Genomic DNA, 18025 nt, shown 5'->3' with positions numbered 1-18025 from the left:
AATTTTTTATAGACAATGGGGAATAGTTGTAAAGGTTTACGTTTAATTAGCGGCAGCTTCTTGTATACGCTGATTGATAGTTTCAATAGCGACATTTAAAAAAACCTCTTTCCCTTTCGGGTATAATTTATCTGCATTGAAAAAGATGGTTTCATTAGCGTCACTCTTACTTTCTGTTAGGTAGTGGCTGCCCATTGGGTATGCTTTTTCTACGGTAACAGCAAAGCCTGAAGAAGGTGAAACTCTAAACTCATGGGCATACACGATGATTTTCCTTTTGGTATTCGCATAGGTTTTAAGAACATCGATTGAAATCATGCTCGCCTCGCCAAAAAGGGATGCCACGTATAAACTTTTAGGGTTCTTATAAAGTTCCATTGGTCTTGCCCTTGCAATTATTTCTTTATCACGTAGAACCACTGCACGATCGGCAAATGGTAAAACATCATTTACATCATGGGTTGCAACAATGGTCGTAATAAGATTCTCTTTTAGGTAATTGAAAATATTACGACGTAAGCTATTTTTAAGAAAATTATCTATATGACCAAAAGGTTCATCTAAAAGTAAAACTTCGGGCTTTTGTGCCAAAACTCTAGCCAAGGCAACACGTTGTTGTTGACCACCACTTAGTGTTTTAACTTTGGTATTTGCAAAAGCTGTCAGCTCTATCATTTCTAATAGCTCTTGTGTTCTTTCTTTTAATTCTTCGGGATAAAAAACAGAAAGATACTGGCTAATATTTTCAGAAACTGTAATGAACGGCATTAGGTCAAAATCTTGAGAAAGGTATTTCATAAAAGGAGCACCAGGAACCAAGTTGTACGCAGGACCCAAAATTTGCTCATCTTCCCAGAAAATTTCACCTTGCTCCAAATCCATTAACCCATACATGAGTTTTAACAAGGTACTTTTACCACAGCCACTTTCGCCAATAATAGCGACATGTTCTCCACGTTGAATACGTAAATCGATGCCCGATAAAACGGGAAGTTTATCATAAGAAAATGAAAGATTCTCTACTCTTAACATGCTTTTATACTTAGGACTGTAAAATTGAAAAATCCGTTCCAATATGAAACGGATTTTTCAATAATTTATTGATTTAAGAGTGTAATTACTCCTTAAAATCTTTCAAAATCGTTTTATTCGGCAATTCGGTATAACCCATATTTAATAGCGTAAAGCCGAAAATATCTGCAAATTGTTCAATGGTTTTACTAACAGGTGTACCCGCTCCATGACCAGCGTTGGTTTCAATTCGAATAAGTGTAGGGTTCGTGCCTTCTTGTTTTTCTTGTAATTCTGCAGCAAACTTAAAACTATGTGCTGGTACTACTCTGTCATCATGATCACCGGTAGTAACTAAAGTAGCAGGGTAAGCTGTACCCGCTTTCACATTATGTACAGGTGAATATCCTTTTAAGTACTGAAACATTTCATCATCGTCTTCTGCAGTACCATAATCATAAGCCCATCCGGCGCCAGCCGTAAATGTATGATAGCGCAACATATCCATAACCCCAACTGCAGGCAATGCTACTTGCATTAAATCTGGTCTTTGTGTCATTGTGGCTCCAACTAGCAATCCGCCATTAGAACCTCCGCGAATAGCTAAGAACTCTTTTGAAGTGTACTTGTTGTCTATCAAATATTCTGCAGCAGCAATAAAGTCATCGAATACATTTTGCTTTTTAGTTTTGATACCGGCATCATGCCATTTTTTACCATATTCGCCACCGCCACGTAAATTGGGTACCGCATAAATTCCGCCTTGTTCCATCCAAACGGCATTACCAATGCTAAATGACGGAGTTAAACTTACATTGAATCCGCCGTAGGCGTAAAGAATCGTTGGGTTTTTACCGTTTAATTCTGTTCCCTTTTTATACGTGATAATCATAGGTACTTTGGTGCCATCTTTAGAAGCATAGAAAACTTGCTCAGAAATATAATCAGCAGGATTAAAATCTATTTCTGGCTTCCAGTACAGTTCATATTCGCCGGTTGCAGGATCAAATTTATAAGTAGAACCGGGAGTGTTGTAATTGGTAAAAGAGAAATACAGCTCTTTATCATCTTTCTCACCACCAAATCCGCCAACGGATCCTATACCAGGTAATTTTACTTCACGGATGAGTTTACCATCATAATCATATTGATTTATTTTAGAAATGGCGTCGACCATATATTCGGTAAAGAAATAGCCAGCACCAGTATTCGGATTTAATACATGCTCCGTTTCCGGAATAAAATCTACCCAATTTTTGGCTTCTGGGTTAGCAGCATCAACAGTAACTATTTTCTTGTTCGGGGCATTTCTGTCGGTAACTATATATAGTTTAGAACCGATGTTATCAATAACATAGTTATCAGAATCAGTGTCTTCGACCATGGGGATTAGCAATCCGGTGGGGTCTTCTAAATTTTGAATAAACAGTTTGTTGCCAGAAGTAGAAACAGAGGCACTTATTAATAGATACTTATTGTCTTCGGTAACATTTGCACCGATATAACGATGCTTTTCTAGGGGAGTACCGCCAAAAATTAGTTTATCATTTTTTTGGGGAGTACCTAATTTATGATAGTATACTTTGTGTTGATCTGTTTTAGCAGAAAGCTCACTACCTTTTGGTTTATCATAACTAGAATAGTAAAAACCTTCTTTACCTTTCCAAGAGAGTCCGCTAAATTTTATATCAATCAAGGTGTCTTCGACAATCTCTTTAGTTTCTGCATTTATAATAATCGCTTTTCGCCAATCGCTACCACCTTCAGAAATTTGATAGGCTGCTAATGAACCATCTTTAGTAAAACTCAAACCCGCCAAAGATGTAGTGCCATCTTCAGAAAAGGTATTTGGGTCTAAAAACATCTCGGGCTCCTCATCGCCTTTAGCTCTATATACAACGTATTGATTTTGGAGTCCGTTATTTTTCACGAAATAGGTGTAATCTCCTTTTTTAAAAGGAGAACCTAGTTTCTCATAATTCCACAGTTTTTCAAGACGATTTTTTAGATCATTTCTAAAAGGAACATGTTCTAAATAACCAAAGGTGGTCTTATTCTGTTCTTTTACCCAAGCTTCTGTTTCTGGACTTCTATCATCTTCTAACCAACGATAGGGGTCTTTAATTTCGGTGCCAAAATAAGTATCTACAGTATCAACTTTTGCGGTAACAGGATATTTCACAGTAATAGGTTCAGGTTTAGATTGTGCGTTAGAGGAAAAAGTAAGGGTAAGGATGAATAATATTGTTAGAATTTTTTTCATGAGAGTTCAGTTTGCACTAAAATACCATAAAAAAACCTTCAAAACAGCTAAGTTTTGAAGGTTTTAACGTTGTAAAGGATATAAATTAAACTAAGCCTTTTTCTACTAAGTATTCAGAAATTTGAACGGCGTTTGTCGCAGCACCTTTTCTAAGGTTATCGGCAACGATCCACATATTCAAGGTATTTCTTTGTGTTTCATCTCTACGAATACGACCAACAAAAACTTCATCTTTATCATGAGCGTATATTGGCATTGGGTAGGTATTCGTATCAGGATTATCTTGAACAGTTACACCAGGCATTTCATTTAAGAGACGACGGACTTCATTTAGCTCAAAATCATTTTCAAACTCTACGTTTACAGATTCTGAATGGCCGCCAGCAGTAGGTATTCTAACTGCCGTAGCGCTAATAGAAAATGTACGGTCATCTAATATTTTTTGAGGTTCGCGCGCCAATTTCATTTCTTCTTTAGTGTATCCGTTTTCCATGAAAACATCGCAATGCGGCAATGCATTTCTACCAATTGGGTAAGGGTATGCCATTTCGCCTTGTATACCTGCGATTTCATTTTCTAGTTGCTTAACTGCTTTTACCCCAGTGCCAGAAACCGACTGATAGGTAGAAACAATAACACGTTTCATTTTGTATTTCTTGTGCAATGGGTAAAGTGCCATTACCAATTGTATTGTAGAGCAATTCGGATTCGCAATAATTTTATCTTCGGAAGTAAGCTCATGAGCATTGATTTCGGGAACTATCAATTTTTTGGTAGGATCCATTCTCCAGGCAGAAGAATTATCTACTACTGTAGTGCCGACTTCAGCAAATTTTGGAGCCCATTCTAAAGAGGTATCACCACCTGCCGAAAATATGGCAATATTCGGTCTTGCGGCTACAGCATCTGCCAAGCCTATAATTGTATGTTCTTTTCCTTTATAGGTCATTTTTTTACCTACAGAACGTTCAGAGGCAACTAGTAATAATTCCGTTAACGGAAAATTACGTTCTGCCAATACTTTCAACATTACTTCGCCAACCATGCCTGTTGCACCAATTACAGCTACTTTCATTTGTCAAACAATTTTATTAAGCGGCAAAAATAGGTAATACTGGTACTTGAGCAAGTAAAAAAGAAAAGAATAATCAAAATATAACAAATTGTTTAAAATATAACAATTGTTTGTTTGGAGGTAATTAGGAAAGTGTAATAAAAAAAGAACCGTCAACAATGTTAGCGTAACAAAGTTGACGGTTTTAATTAAAATAAGTTGCAGTGCAACGGTACCCCAATTACAGGGTGTATTTTAGATTACTTTTTTAAAGCATCTCTTATTTCTGCTAATAACTCTTCTGCAGTTGGTCCTGCTGGTGCAGCTGGAGCTGGAGGAGTTTTAGTTTTGTTGTAAGCTTTAACGATAACGAACATTACGAATCCAACGATTAATAAGTTAACAATAGCGTTTACCCATGCACCCCAACGGATAGCATTTTCTGGCTTAGCAATTACGCCATCTGCACCAACAACTGCTTCATCTAAGACTAATTTCAAATCTGCAAAATCAACTCCACCTGCGAAGTGACCTACGATAGGCATGATGATGTCGGCAACAAATCCGTTTACTACTAATCCTACTGCTCCGGCTAAAATAACTGCTACAGCAAAATCGATGACGTTACCCGTCAAAATAAAATTCTTGAATTCTTTTAACATGTTTACTTAATTTAAGTTAATGGTTATTTTTAAAAAGTATCGCAATTTACTAAAAAAATTGATTCCTTAATTAAATGTTAACGAATCAATTTTTAATAATTCGCTTAATGCGTTGAGAAAGTCCCGTAAGTATTTCATAAGTTATGGTTTGTGCTGTTTCGGCAAATTCGTTTGCAGAGATATTTTTTCCAAAAATCTCTACTTCATCCCCTTCTTCACATTCAATATCAGTGACATCGACCATGATCATATCCATACAAACATTTCCAATAATTGGGGCTAGTTTTCCATTTATACTAACATATGTTTTTCCATGACCATATTCTCTACCTATACCATCTGCATGACCTAAAGGCAACGTAGCTGTTACGGTGTTGTGATCAGATTTGTATTTACGATTGTAGCCAACAGACTCCCCTGTAGGTATAGTATGTTTTTGGGCAATGATCGTTTTTAAGGTCATTACAGGTTGCAATTCTGCATCTACATGTGGTTCGTTACCGTAACCGTAAAGACCGATTCCACTTCTAACCATATCATACTGTGCATGTGGGTAGTTTATAATACCCGAGGTATTGAGCACATGTTTTAAAGTCTTGGTTTTAAAAAGTGCATCTGCTTGTTGGCAAATAGCATCAAACCGAGTTAATTGAAGATTGGTGAAGTCAGTTTCGTTGGCATCTTCAGTAGCTGCCAAGTGCGATAACAGTGCAATTACCTGAACTGCTTTCTGTTGGTCAATAAGAGTTGCGATTTCGAGTAAGTCATCCGCAGAAAAACCTAATCTATTGAGTCCCGTATTAAATTTTAAGTGAATTGGGTAATCTGTCTTACCCAATTCTAAGGCAGTTGCTATAAAATCAGTTAGAATAGTTTTAGAATAAATGCTAGGCTCAAGATTATTTTCGATCAGTATTTTAAAATGAGTTTTCTGTGGGTGAAGCACTAAAATAGGTGCGGTAATACCGCCCTCTCTAAGTGTTACACCTTCATTTGCATAAGCCACGGCAAAATAATCGACGCCTAAATTTTGAAGGTATGTGGCAATAGCGACAGAATCACTGCCATAAGCATATGCCTTTACTACCGCCATAAATTTGGTATCGGGCTTAATTTTAGAGCGTAAAAAAGTGTAGTTATGACCAAGAGCCTTTAGGTCAATTTCTAAAACGGTTTCCTCTGCCTTAGCCATTTTCCTTCTTTTTGATGGTATCGATTTCCTCAGATTTTACATCCATCGTTTTCACTTTTTCTTTAAGCATGGCTTTGTAATATGCCCCTCTACTTAAAGGTTCATATTCATTTACTTCGCCCAACATGACTAATTTATCGTTGTTAGATTTTCTATAACTATAATTTGCCAAGTTGCCCGTTCGGGTGCAAATGGCGTGTACTTTGGTAACATATTCTGCGGTAGCCATAAGAGCAGGCATGGGTCCGAAGGGTTTTCCTTTAAAATCCATGTCCAGTCCCGCAACAATAACTCTAACACCTTTATTTGCTAGGTCATTACAAACGGTAACTATTTCATCATCAAAGAATTGAGCTTCGTCAATGCCGATAACATCGCAGGTATCTGCTAGAATACGAATATTTGCAGCGGCTGGTACTGGCGTAGAACGAATTTCGTTGGCATCGTGCGATACCACCATTTCATCATCATAACGGGTATCTACCATAGGCTTAAAAATCTCCACCTTTAATTTGGCAAACTGCGCTCTTTTGAGTCTACGGATCAATTCTTCTGTCTTTCCAGAAAACATCGACCCGGCAATGACTTCTATCCAGCCGAATTGTTCTTTAGGATTAACTGTGTTTTCAAGAAACATTTTGTAATTTTAGACGAAAATAATCGGTTTTTCGTTTATTATTTAAGAATGATAAAGGTATTTAAAAAACCCGCTATTTAGGACTTTACCGTAAAAATTGTGAGATGAAAAATAAGTTGAAACTGGAATTGAGAAAGTTATCTACAGAAATTTTGACTGCTGATAATTTAGATGATGTAACAAAATTGTATGAGGTTTCTAAAAACCTATACGAGAAACTCGCTGTGCTTAAGTTTATTGAGGTAGAACTCAATGATATGGAAGTTGATGTTTCTAAAAATGCTATTGCGGCAAAATTCGAAGAAATGGCGAATGCCGTAATGAAAGGAAATACAGGAGTACCAGAGAGTAATCCGCATGAAGAAGATATTATTAAGTATCCTGGGATGGAAACTATAAAAGGATTTATTTCTGAAATGCCAGATAATAATCAATTAGAAGATGTATTGGCAGAGTTTATGTCAACGCCGAATCTAATGAAGAATGATAAGGAGCTTTTTATGCCTTCAAAAGAAGACCTAAATCAGACCGATGCATCTCCAAAATCATTAAATGACCGTTTAGCAAAAAGTAATGTAAAAGTAGATTTGAACGATCGCTTGGCATTTGTAAAACATTTATTTAATAATAACATGGAAGATTACAACCGTGTGCTATCTCAGTTAAATACCATTGATACCGAAGAACGCTCGATTTCATTTATAAAAAATATGGTAAAGCCAGACTATAATAATTGGGCAGGTAAAGAACCATATGAAGAAAGATTCATTGAATTGGTATCTCGTAGATTCTCTTAGTTAATATATGTATCGGCGACCCAGCACCGGTGTTGGGTTTTTTGCTCGATAATAGAGATTTAAATGCTCTTACGATTGTGTCAAAATCTAAATTAAATTTTCAAATCAATGCCTCGAGTGCCTGCCTTGAGGTTTTTTACTTTAAAATACATGGGAAAGCTTTATTTAGTACCTACACCGATCGGAAATTTAGAGGATATGACCTTAAGGGCGATTCGTGTTCTTAAAGAAGTAGATTTAATACTTGCGGAAGACACACGTACCAGCGGTAAATTATTGCATCATTTCGAGATTGGTACACAGATGAAAAGCCACCATATGCACAACGAGCATAATATGGTCGATTATTTGGTAGGTAAGCTAAAAGGAGGTGAGAATATTGCACTCATTTCAGATGCAGGTACACCGGCAATTTCAGACCCAGGTTTTCTTTTAACCCGTGCCTGTGTTGAAGCGGGTATTGAGGTCGACTGCTTGCCGGGCGCAACAGCTTTTGTACCAGCTTTGGTCAATAGCGGTTTGCCAAATGATAAGTTTGTTTTCGAGGGATTTTTGCCCGTAAAAAAGGGAAGACAGACACGATTGAAATTATTGGCAGAAGAACAACGTACCATTATCTTTTATGAATCTCCACATAAGTTACTAAAGACATTAGCGCATTTTGTAGAATATTTCGGGGCAGAAAGACCTATCTCTGTTTCTAGAGAATTAACCAAACTGTACGAAGAAACAGTTCGGGGAACAGCCGAAGAAGTACTAAAACACTTCACAGAAAAACCACCGAAAGGGGAAATCGTTATCATTGTTGGGGGTAATAAGTAAAATAGATTTGAGAATTTGAACGAAGGTAAAGTAGAGGTAAAAAATAGGGTTTCGTTATATTTGAATATCAAAATCTAAGAAATAACCCTATTTAAGTCCAAAACCGGTAACGATGACATTAGAAGAGTTCAAGAATAAACTAAAGACCTCACCGAAAGAAATTAATTTTTCTGACACTATGGTCGCGATTGATTCGAAATACAGTTTTACACCAACAGCATATACGAACGGAGCTATTAGAAACGAAGTGGGTCAAAACTCCGGTTCTTGTAAGCTATTCTCTTTTGCTATTAAAGAAGGCCTTTCAAAAGAAGAAACCTTGGCTTGTTTTGGTCAGTACTATTTTGACGAAGTACTTCTTGATTTAAAAGGAAGCTCACACCAAAACATTAGAAACTTTATGAAAACTGGTTTCGAAGGATTGTCTTTTGATGGCGAAGCATTGAAATAATTATTTTATAGGTCTAAAGCACCTTAAATTGTCGCTATGATAACACCTTGGTTTATAGCATCTTTTACGGTTGTCGTGGTTTATTTTTTAGATCATTGGGAGAACAAGTATATAAAATCGCTTTTTGATTGGGTACCTGCTATTTTATTGGCATATGTAATACCGGCAATAATTTCATACACCTTAAAGGTTGATTATTCGCAAGCAAACATCCACGATTTTAGCAAAGATTATTTTATTCCCTTGGCAATAATTGCGGTAATGAGTAGTCTGTCAATAGCACAGCTAAAAGCAATAGGCATAAGACCTATTTTGGTTTTTGTTGCAGGATCTTTGTTTATCGCCGTATTTCCTGTGCTACTAATATTCCTGTTTTCTGAGACAGAATTAATTAGTGAAATCATTATTAATGATCGGTATTGGATGGGTATTCCGCCAATAGTCGGTAGCTGGATCGGTGGCAGTACAAGTCAATTAGTGTTAAAAGAATTGGTCGATTGCCCTGAGAATATATTTCTTGCTGTTTTGGTTATGGATAATATTTTGGTAAACGTATGGACAATTATAATGTTTCAGACGATTAAAAAAAGTGATTCTCTAAACCGATGGTTTAAAATAACAGATGCAGCTATACCTGAAGATATTCGTAAAGATACCGGAGATAAACTTGGGGCTATATGGTGCTTTTTAATCATACTAGGTGCAGTAGTCTTGAGCAATTTTTTAATAGAGAGCTTTGTTACCAAGGTTGTGTTGCTATCTTTTCTTGGGCTATTATTGAGTAATTTCATTCCGAATTGGAATTATAGGTTTGTATTAAAGATTGGTGGAATATTAATTATTGTAGTGATGGCTGTTTTGGGGTTAAAACTACAAATAGCCACCTTAGGTTTTGATATGTCTTTTTTAGGTTTTCTTAGTATATGGTTAGTAGGGCATTTTCTGTTTATGATAGGCATTGCGAAGTTATTAAATGTAAATATAGCTTGGGTACCAATCGCCAGTATGGCAAATGTTGGGGGTATAGCTACGGCACCGGCAGTGACGGCGGCATATAATTTAAAATGGATGCCACATGCCATAGTATTGGCAATTTTAAGTATGGCTACAGGTACATTCTGGGGTATGTTAACAATTTGGCTATTGAGAAATTTTGTTGCCTAAAATAATAAGATTAGAAACGAATATATAAATGCAAGAATTATTATCTGAAATAAGAGGTTGCGAGGTTTGTAAGGCACATTTGCCTTTAGAACCAAGACCAATTGTTGCGGGTACAATTAATTCAAAAATAATATTGGTAAGTCAAGCGCCAGGTAGAAAAGCCCATGTTGAAAACAAAGCTTGGGATGACCCAAGTGGCAAAAAGCTTAGAGAGTGGCTTGGTGTCAATGAAGAGGTATTTTATAATCCTAATAATTTTGCAGTACTGCCCATGGGGTTTTGTTATCCAGGTAAGGGAAAGACCGGCGATTTACCACCCAGAAAAGAATGTGCTCCCTTGTGGCATTCTCAGGTATGGGACCAATTCAATAATGTACAACTCATTTTATTGATCGGTAAATATTCTCAAGACCAATATCTGGGGAAGAAAGCAAAAAAGAACCTGACCGAAAATGTATTGCATTACAAAGAATACTTGCCTAAGTATTTTCTTCTACCACATCCATCACCAGTAAATCATTTTTGGCGTAGTAAGAATTCTTGGTTCGAGGAAGATGTTGTTGGGGCGTTGCAGGAATTGGTTGCTGATATATTACAGAAAGGATGATTTGGCTATTTTTCTAAAAATAGAAATATCGAGAGCCTAACGTACTCTAAATGGTTCTCGATACATTTTATTATTCAATGAAAATATTGAATAATAAACCACTCGAACTGACAGTAGTTGTGCGTATAAAATTATTTTAGCTTACAACTAGGTCTTGTAATTCGAATAATTTAACTTTTGCTAATTGCTAATTGCTAATTGCTAATTGCTAATTGCTAATTGCTAATTGCTAATTGCTAATTGCTAATTGCTAATTGCTAATTGCTAATTGCTAATTGCTAATTGCTAATTGCTAATTGCTAATTGCTAATTGCTAATTGCTAATTGCTAATTGCTAATTGCTAATTGCTAACAAAACCCCACCCTATATTATCGTATTTTTATAGCCTACAAAAAATAAAAATTATGAGCACAACAAATCATATTAGCACAAAATGGTTAGGTAATATGTCTTTTGAAAGTAATAATCCTTCAGGTCATTCGCTACGAATAGATATCGCGAAAGAAGATGGTGGTGATGGTAGTGGTTTTAGACCTAAAGCATTAATGCTTTCTTCATTGGCAGGTTGTTCTGGTTTAGATGTAGCTGCATTGATTAAAAAAATGAAACTAGAAGTAGATGAGTTTCAAATTGAAACAATCGCAAACCTAACAGATGAGCATCCTAAGTTCTATGACAAAGTAGTTATAGAATATCATTTTCATGGCGCAAATTTAGCCGAGAAAAAATTACAAAGAGCAGTAGACCTATCCATTGAAAAATATTGCGGAGTAATGGAAATGTTCAGACAATTTGCCGAACTAGAGATTAAGACTGTTTTTCATAAGAAATAAATTTACAAGTTCAAGTTCAAATAAAAATTATGCCGGATAAAAAGTTTGATCTTGAAGATAGATTGGTTGATTTTGCAGCTAACATTGTACTTTTTTGTAAAGACTTGCCGTCTGATATGACCGGGCAGTATTATGGTAATCAATTGCTAAGATCAGCAGGAAGTTCTGCGCTTAATTTTGGTGAAGCGCAAGGAACAAATACGGTTAAGGATTATATCAACAAGGCATCCATATCTTTAAAAGAATTGAAGGAGTCTAGGGTCAATCTTAAGATATTGACCAAAGTTGGGTATGGTAATGCTTCTAAAAGAGTTGAAATATTAGACGAACTTGAACAATTAATAAGAATTATAGCAACAATCATTAGAAACAAAAAATAACCAAAAGTCAAATTTTCAAAGAAGTTTAATGATTCTATTTTAGGATTTTGAACTTGAACTTGGTTTTTGAACTTGAACTTGAATAAAATGCGCTGGACAATTAAACCTAAACCGAAACAAGAAGATATTGATACTTTAGCGAGTGCTTTAAAGGTCGATGATTTGGTGGCGCAGCTATTGTTGCAAAGAGGAATTTCTACGTATGAAGAGGCGAAAGATTTCTTTCGTCCGAAGTTAGAAGATTTACACGATCCTTTTTTAATGAAGGACATGGATATTGCGGTAGAGAGAATCGAAAAAGCCATTGCCGACGGAGAGAATATCTTGGTATATGGCGATTATGATGTCGATGGTACAACCGCCGTTGCTTTAATGTCATCGTATCTGTTGAGTTACTATCCTAATGTGGCAACGTATATTCCGGACCGATATGATGAAGGGTACGGAGTGTCATATAAAGGAATCGATTTTGCAGAGGATAACGGATTCACCTTAATTGTTGCTTTGGATTGTGGAGTTAAGGCAATTGACAAAGTTGCTTATGCCAAAGAAAAGGGTATTGATTTTATCATATGTGACCACCACAGACCTGGTACAATATTGCCAAGGGCAATAGCAGTTTTAGACCCAAAAAGAGAAGATTGTTCATATCCGTATGATGAATTATGCGGTTGCGGTGTAGGTTTTAAGTTAATTCAGGCATTAGGATCTCGTAGAGGAGAAACTATTGATGATTTCGTCTATTACCTTGATTTAGTGGCAACTGCAATTGGCGCGGATATTGTACCGATAACTGGGGAGAATCGAATACTTGCTTTTTATGGCTTACAGGTTATCAATCAACAACCTAGAATAGGGTTTAAAGCTATTATTGATCAAATCAATAAAAAAGAGCTTACAATTACCGACGTGGTTTTCATCATTGCACCTAGAATTAATGCCGCAGGCAGAATGAAACACGGTCAATATGCCGTAAATCTTTTGACCGAAACCAATATGGACCAAGCCATACAATTCGCTGCTGAAATCGAAAAATTCAATACGGATAGAAGAGGGCTTGATCAAGAAATTACGATTGAGGCACTAGGGCAAATTCAAGAAAATCAAGAAGAAGAAGGGTTCACATCTGTCGTTTACAAAGACACCTGGCATAAAGGGGTTATCGGCATTGTAGCATCAAGATTAACTGAAACCTACTATAGACCAACACTCGTTTTTACCAAAAGTGGCGATAAGCTCGCAGCATCGGCAAGATCGGTTAGAGGTTTTGATGTGTACAATGCTTTAGAAGGTTGTGCGGACTATATAGAACAGTTTGGCGGACACAAATATGCGGCAGGATTAACGATGTTAGAAGAGCAGTATAATAATTTCAAACATCAGTTCGAGAAGGTAGTTAAGGAGAGCATTGATCCACAAATGTTGATACCGGAAATTACTATAGATACTACTATAGAGCTACAAGATATTACTCCAAAGTTAATGCGCATTCTAAAACAGTTTGCCCCTTTTGGTCCTGGTAATATGTCTCCCGTTTTTATGGCAGAAGATTTACATGACACTGGCTATGCAAAGGGCGTAGGTAAAGAAGAAGCACATTTGAAAGTTTCGGTAGTACAGCAAGACAGTCATAAAATTGATGGTATCGGCTTTAATATGGGCGATAAGCTTTCTTTGGTAACTGGCAGAAAACCTTTTAGTGCTGTTTTTTCTATTGATGAGAATGAATGGCAAGGTAATGTTAGTCTGCAATTGAAGCTAAAGGATATTAAATAATTAGGCATTGGAGAAAATTGAAAATATTTTAAGAAATAAGTCAAAAATCGAATTACAAGTTATTTCAAAAAATGTTGGTATTACTGGCTGGTCAGGTCTATCAAAGGAAAAATTAATTAATAAGCTTATTTCAGAAAAATCTACAAGAAAGAGGTTAAATAGCGAATTGGGTTTAAAAACGAATTTGCTAAGAAACCCATGGTTTATAGGGTTGATATTTCTTTTAATTTCCTCATTTATAGTTCCATTGTTTTTTAGTGATAATGTTTCAAAGGATGATTTAAATGTAATTGTTGATACAATCGATAAAAATAAGCAATATGCGAAAGAAATAGAATATCTGGAAAAGTATAAGAGAAAGTTTCTTGAAGACGGAATGACTATTTCATATAAAGTCTTTGGAATTGAGAATAATCAATTAGTTGTAAAAGAACAGCTTTTAGAGAATAGTCAAAATTCAACTTATGAGACTAGCCTTTTTATTGATTTTGAAAAGCGGCTAGTAACAATTGATTTATTTATGACTGATTTAAATTTTCTAAATTCTAAAGAATCTGGACATTTTAGTTTAGAGAATTTTGGACAATCAAGTTCTTTTCCTCTTAAAGAGGACGTCTTCTATAATTTTAGAACAGTAAATTTTGATGGATATTGTATTCGTTTCGTAATGTTAAAAGCTGATCGTGAACAACCAATATTTGCTATTGGAGTTTCCAAATGCGAATCTCAAATTAACTAAAAGACATTAAATGAGAATTGAACATATTGCTATTTGGGTAACTGATTTAGAAGCAATGCGTGCATTTTATGAAACGTATTTTAATGCGCTAGCAGGAGAAAAGTATCATAATGCAACCAAACAGTTTACATCTTACTTTTTAAGTTTTACTGATGGGGCAAGGTTAGAAATTATGCATAAACCATCTATTCATGCGGCTACTGATAATGCTGTGAATACTGGATTCATACATTTTGCCATGTCAGTAGGTTCAAAAGAACAGGTAGATGCTTTGACCGAAAAGCTAAGAGAAGACGGATTCAAAATAACCGGTGAGCCAAGAACTACAGGCGATGGATACTACGAAAGTGTCATTCTAGACCCAGAAGGAAATCAAATAGAAATCACCATTTAACAATACTATTTATAATTATTCTAAATAAGATGTATATATTTATAGTAAATATGTAGATTCTTATGAACGATATTCATCCTATTTACCAGAATGAAATTGGAATAGCCTTCCAATGGAAAAAAGAGATACCGAACCAATCCAATAAAGTTCAAGTAATTTTCAGGGATATCGGTCTATTGCTAACCCAGAGCGAATTACGTCATTTTTCGAAATGCATCGCAGATACTGTAAAAAGCGGTAAGGGTAATCTTTGTGGAGATTGTAAAACGAAAGAAACGTGTCGATCATTATTATTGAATACTCCTGCCCATCAAATAACATTTGCGGTTAGCTATCAAGAAGCCATTGAGGTTAGAGATTTAATTAACGGTACATTATTTAAGTTAGAGTTAGATTCCTATTTCGGAGAATTAGGCATTGAATAGAATGCAATAAAATTCTTATTACTTCTATCGATTAATTAGTTATACAATCGCTTACTGCCCTTTAATTTATTAAATATCTTTAGACCCTATTTAGCGATTACCTTATGAGCGTTAATGATCCTTATGCGGCACTAAGATTCAAGGAATTCAATATTTTTCTGCTAGTCCGTTTTGCCATGGTTTTTGCTTGGTCAATGCAATTTATAGTAATTGAATGGCAAGTCTACACGATTACCAAAGACCCGTTATCATTGGGTATTATTGGCTTGATGGAAGTGATACCTGCAGTAGGTATGGCACTTTTTGCTGGTCATATTGTAGATCAAAAAGAAAAGCGAAATTTATTGATGAAGTGTATTTTAGGCTTCTCTGTCATTAGTTTCGGACTTTTTCTGCTAAGTCTACCGTCGGTTCTAGAAGCCTATGAAACCAAAGTCATTCTCTACGGAATATATGCATTGGTTTTCTGTGGCGGATTAGTTCGTGCCTTTCTAGGTCCCACTATATTTTCATTAATAGCTTTAATTGTACCTAAAAAAATATACCCGAATGCTGCAACTTGGAGCAGTACTACATGGCAAATGGCATCAGTTCTTGGTCCGGCATTAGCAGGTTTTTCTATTAGTTTTATAGGTGTACACTGGTCAATGTGCGTCATTTTTGGCTTTTCGTTACTGGCATTGACGGCATTATTTAATATTTCTAAGAAGCCAATTCTTAATCCGAAAATTGGGGAGCCGGTTTTTCAGAGTTTAAAAGAAGGGTTAACGTTTGTATTTAAAACCAGAGCAGTATTAGGTGCTTTGACCTTAGATATGATTGCTGTACTATTTGGTGGAGCAGTAGCATTGTTGCCCATTTTTGCTCAAGATATATTACATGTAGGATCAGAAGGCTTCGGCGTATTAAGAGCTGCACCGGCAGTAGGTGCTGCGTTAACTATGTTGGGATCTACTAGATTTCCATTACATAAAAATGCAGGGAAAAAGTTATTATTTGCCGTATTTGGTTTTGGGGTGTGTATGATCGTATTCGGTTTATCTACCTATTTCTGGCTGTCTGTTATTGCGTTGTTCTTAAGCGGAGCGGTTGACGGCGTATCAATGATTATAAGACAAACCATATTGCAATTAAAAACTCCCGATAATATGCGTGGGCGTGTAGCATCTGTAAATTCTATGTTTGTAGGGTCATCTAATGAGCTTGGAGCTTTTGAAAGTGGACTTACTGCAAAATTAATGGGTACGGTAACCGCAGTTGTGTTTGGGGGTACTATGACTTTTTTAACGGTCGGACTTACTGCCATCGTTTCGCCTAAATTTAGAAAGCTCGATTTACAGAAAGATGTAGAAGAGCACGAGAGTTAAAGAACTTAGATTCATATCATAAAAAAAGCCCCTAATTAGGGGCTTTTTTTATTGTAGGTGGTGCTTAATGTTTGGGTCATTAAGCGGGGGAACTTGTAGGTAACTGTAGATTTGGGAATCAACACTTAATCTTAACAACAGTGTAAAGGTATCACCAATTGGTAGTTTACACTAACTTTTGTTGTGAAGTGCCATTTTTAAAATGTAAGAAAAGGATTACATGTTGTTTAATAATATATTTGACTTGAATAGGTCTGATTTTGTAAAAAAATCAGCATGTATAAAATGTAAATTATTTGTTTTTTCTGAAGTGTAAATGAATAGTATTTCGATTTTTAAAAATTTATAGGATTTTTAAAATTAAAAAATAATAATTGAAGTAAAAAAGTTAAAACAACGAAAAAGCCCCTAAAATAGGGGCTGTTCTTTAAAGTAGGTACACTTAAAATTTGGGTTTTAAGCTGGGGAAACTTGTAGGTAATGTGAAGATTTGGGGTCAACACTCAAACTTAATAACACTGTAAAGATATAACCAAGAACTAGTTTTATAAAACTATTGTTGTGAACTGCTCAATTCTTGTTGTAAGAAAAGGATTACAATTAAATTTATGTATTTCGTCGATGTTTTTACTGAATTCTACTTAAATTCTTTCAAAGTAAGTTGCAAGCCATCAAACTCGGCATAGGTGTAGTAACCGATCCAATCACCTAGATTGGTATATTTTGAATTTTCTTTCAATTCAATTTCTAAAGGAAGGTGTCTATGACCAAAAATGAAATGATCGTAATGTTGCGTTTCTAACTTGCGTTTGGCATATAGCACCAACCATTCTTTGTCTTCACCTAAAAACTTGGCATCATCATCTCCACTAATCAATTTGTTACTTACAGAAAGATGCTTCGCCAAACGAACACCTATATCTGGGTGAAGCCATTTAAAGAACCATTTGGCTACAGGGTTGGTAAAAACCTTTTTCATTCTCTTAAACCCCTTATCGTCTGGTCCGAGTCCGTCACCATGACCTATAAAGAAAGAGGCTCCGTTAATGGAATATTGCTGAGGTTTATGGTAAACAGGTATATTAAGTTCTTCTTCAAAGTAACCGTTCATCCAAAGGTCGTGGTTACCAACAAAGTAGTGTATTTGTATGCCTGCATCAGACAGTTCTGCAAGTTTTCCTAGAGTTCTAGTAAATCCTTTTGGGATAACGGTGGTGTATTCAAACCAAAAATCGAACAAATCACCCATCAAGAAAATCACTCTGGCGTCCGACTTGATCGTATCTAGCCAACGAATAAACTTCAGTTCTCTCACCCTACTTTCTTCCATAGTAGGTGCGCCTAGGTGGTTATCACTAGCAAAATATACTTTTTTTCCTGCGGGAAGTTCAATATTCGTCATTAGGATGTAAATATAATAACTGTTTTGCGTACCTAGGGAATACACAGG

General features: G+C 35.8%; 19 protein-coding genes. 12 read left to right on the top strand and 7 right to left on the bottom strand.

Going from position 1 to position 18025, the window contains the following annotated elements; genetic code table 11:
- Positions 1-42: 42 nt before the first annotated feature.
- The 6 genes from ACPF9A_RS09230 to ACPF9A_RS09205 form a co-directional block, all read right to left on the bottom strand.
- Positions 43-1032, bottom strand: a complete 990-nt coding sequence (locus ACPF9A_RS09230; RefSeq protein WP_424003759.1) for an ABC transporter ATP-binding protein — start codon at positions 1030-1032, stop codon at positions 43-45.
- A gap of 85 nt (positions 1033-1117) precedes the next feature.
- The gene (locus ACPF9A_RS09225; protein WP_424003757.1) at positions 1118-3274 is read right to left on the bottom strand and encodes a prolyl oligopeptidase family serine peptidase; all 2157 of its coding nucleotides are present in this window, start codon (positions 3272-3274) and stop codon (positions 1118-1120) included.
- An 85-nt stretch (positions 3275-3359) separates the two neighbouring features.
- Positions 3360-4349 (bottom strand): aspartate-semialdehyde dehydrogenase, encoded by a 990-nt coding sequence (locus ACPF9A_RS09220; protein ID WP_424003755.1) that lies wholly within the window; start codon positions 4347-4349, stop codon positions 3360-3362.
- A gap of 239 nt (positions 4350-4588) precedes the next feature.
- Complete coding sequence (mscL, locus tag ACPF9A_RS09215) at positions 4589-4990, bottom strand: large conductance mechanosensitive channel protein MscL (RefSeq protein WP_424003753.1); 402 nt, start codon at positions 4988-4990, stop codon at positions 4589-4591.
- Between the two features lie 85 nt (positions 4991-5075).
- On the bottom strand, positions 5076-6182 hold the full coding sequence (gene alr, locus ACPF9A_RS09210) for an alanine racemase (protein WP_424003751.1): 1107 nt from the start codon (positions 6180-6182) through the stop codon (positions 5076-5078).
- A complete protein-coding gene (locus ACPF9A_RS09205) occupies positions 6175-6819 on the bottom strand; it encodes a thymidine kinase (RefSeq protein WP_424003749.1) in 645 nt (214 codons plus the stop codon). The genes alr and ACPF9A_RS09205 overlap by 8 nt, the downstream gene beginning before the upstream one ends.
- A gap of 104 nt (positions 6820-6923) precedes the next feature.
- Between ACPF9A_RS09205 and ACPF9A_RS09200 the strand changes: the two genes are divergently transcribed.
- From ACPF9A_RS09200 to ACPF9A_RS09145, 12 genes are all read left to right on the top strand, one after another.
- On the top strand, positions 6924-7616 hold the full coding sequence (locus ACPF9A_RS09200) for a hypothetical protein (RefSeq protein ID WP_424003747.1): 693 nt from the start codon (positions 6924-6926) through the stop codon (positions 7614-7616).
- 150 nt (positions 7617-7766) lie between these two features.
- A complete protein-coding gene (gene rsmI, locus ACPF9A_RS09195; protein ID WP_424003745.1) occupies positions 7767-8438 on the top strand; it encodes a 16S rRNA (cytidine(1402)-2'-O)-methyltransferase in 672 nt (223 codons plus the stop codon).
- 112 nt (positions 8439-8550) lie between these two features.
- The gene (locus tag ACPF9A_RS09190; protein ID WP_424003743.1) at positions 8551-8889 is read left to right on the top strand and encodes a HopJ type III effector protein; all 339 of its coding nucleotides are present in this window, start codon (positions 8551-8553) and stop codon (positions 8887-8889) included.
- A 36-nt stretch (positions 8890-8925) separates the two neighbouring features.
- The gene (locus ACPF9A_RS09185; protein WP_424003741.1) at positions 8926-10053 is read left to right on the top strand and encodes a DUF819 family protein; all 1128 of its coding nucleotides are present in this window, start codon (positions 8926-8928) and stop codon (positions 10051-10053) included.
- A 28-nt stretch (positions 10054-10081) separates the two neighbouring features.
- Positions 10082-10660, top strand: coding sequence for a uracil-DNA glycosylase family protein (locus tag ACPF9A_RS09180; RefSeq protein ID WP_424003739.1), 579 nt, complete (start codon positions 10082-10084; stop codon positions 10658-10660).
- 405 nt (positions 10661-11065) lie between these two features.
- Positions 11066-11494, top strand: a complete 429-nt coding sequence (locus tag ACPF9A_RS09175; protein WP_424003737.1) for an OsmC family protein — start codon at positions 11066-11068, stop codon at positions 11492-11494.
- A 29-nt stretch (positions 11495-11523) separates the two neighbouring features.
- Positions 11524-11874: a four helix bundle protein gene (locus ACPF9A_RS09170; RefSeq protein ID WP_282048640.1), complete on the top strand. Its 351-nt coding sequence runs from the start codon at positions 11524-11526 to the stop codon at positions 11872-11874.
- 87 nt (positions 11875-11961) lie between these two features.
- Complete coding sequence (gene recJ / locus ACPF9A_RS09165; RefSeq protein WP_424003735.1) at positions 11962-13650, top strand: single-stranded-DNA-specific exonuclease RecJ; 1689 nt, start codon at positions 11962-11964, stop codon at positions 13648-13650.
- 7 nt (positions 13651-13657) lie between these two features.
- Positions 13658-14389, top strand: a complete 732-nt coding sequence (locus tag ACPF9A_RS09160) for a hypothetical protein (RefSeq protein ID WP_424003733.1) — start codon at positions 13658-13660, stop codon at positions 14387-14389.
- A 10-nt stretch (positions 14390-14399) separates the two neighbouring features.
- The gene (locus ACPF9A_RS09155; protein WP_424003731.1) at positions 14400-14783 is read left to right on the top strand and encodes a VOC family protein; all 384 of its coding nucleotides are present in this window, start codon (positions 14400-14402) and stop codon (positions 14781-14783) included.
- 62 nt (positions 14784-14845) lie between these two features.
- Positions 14846-15208: a hypothetical protein gene (locus ACPF9A_RS09150; protein WP_424003729.1), complete on the top strand. Its 363-nt coding sequence runs from the start codon at positions 14846-14848 to the stop codon at positions 15206-15208.
- A gap of 104 nt (positions 15209-15312) precedes the next feature.
- A complete protein-coding gene (locus ACPF9A_RS09145; protein WP_424003727.1) occupies positions 15313-16575 on the top strand; it encodes an MFS transporter in 1263 nt (420 codons plus the stop codon).
- A gap of 637 nt (positions 16576-17212) precedes the next feature.
- On the opposite strand, the gene ACPF9A_RS09140 is transcribed toward ACPF9A_RS09145, so the two are convergent.
- On the bottom strand, positions 17213-17977 hold the full coding sequence (locus ACPF9A_RS09140) for a UDP-2,3-diacylglucosamine diphosphatase (protein ID WP_424003725.1): 765 nt from the start codon (positions 17975-17977) through the stop codon (positions 17213-17215).
- Between the last annotated feature and the right edge of the window lie 48 nt (positions 17978-18025).

Source organism: Maribacter sp. IgM3_T14_3 (genome assembly GCF_049603095.1).
In the GTDB taxonomy this organism is placed as follows: Bacteria; Bacteroidota; Bacteroidia; order Flavobacteriales; family Flavobacteriaceae; genus Maribacter.
This window is presented reverse-complemented; position numbering and strand designations above follow the sequence as displayed.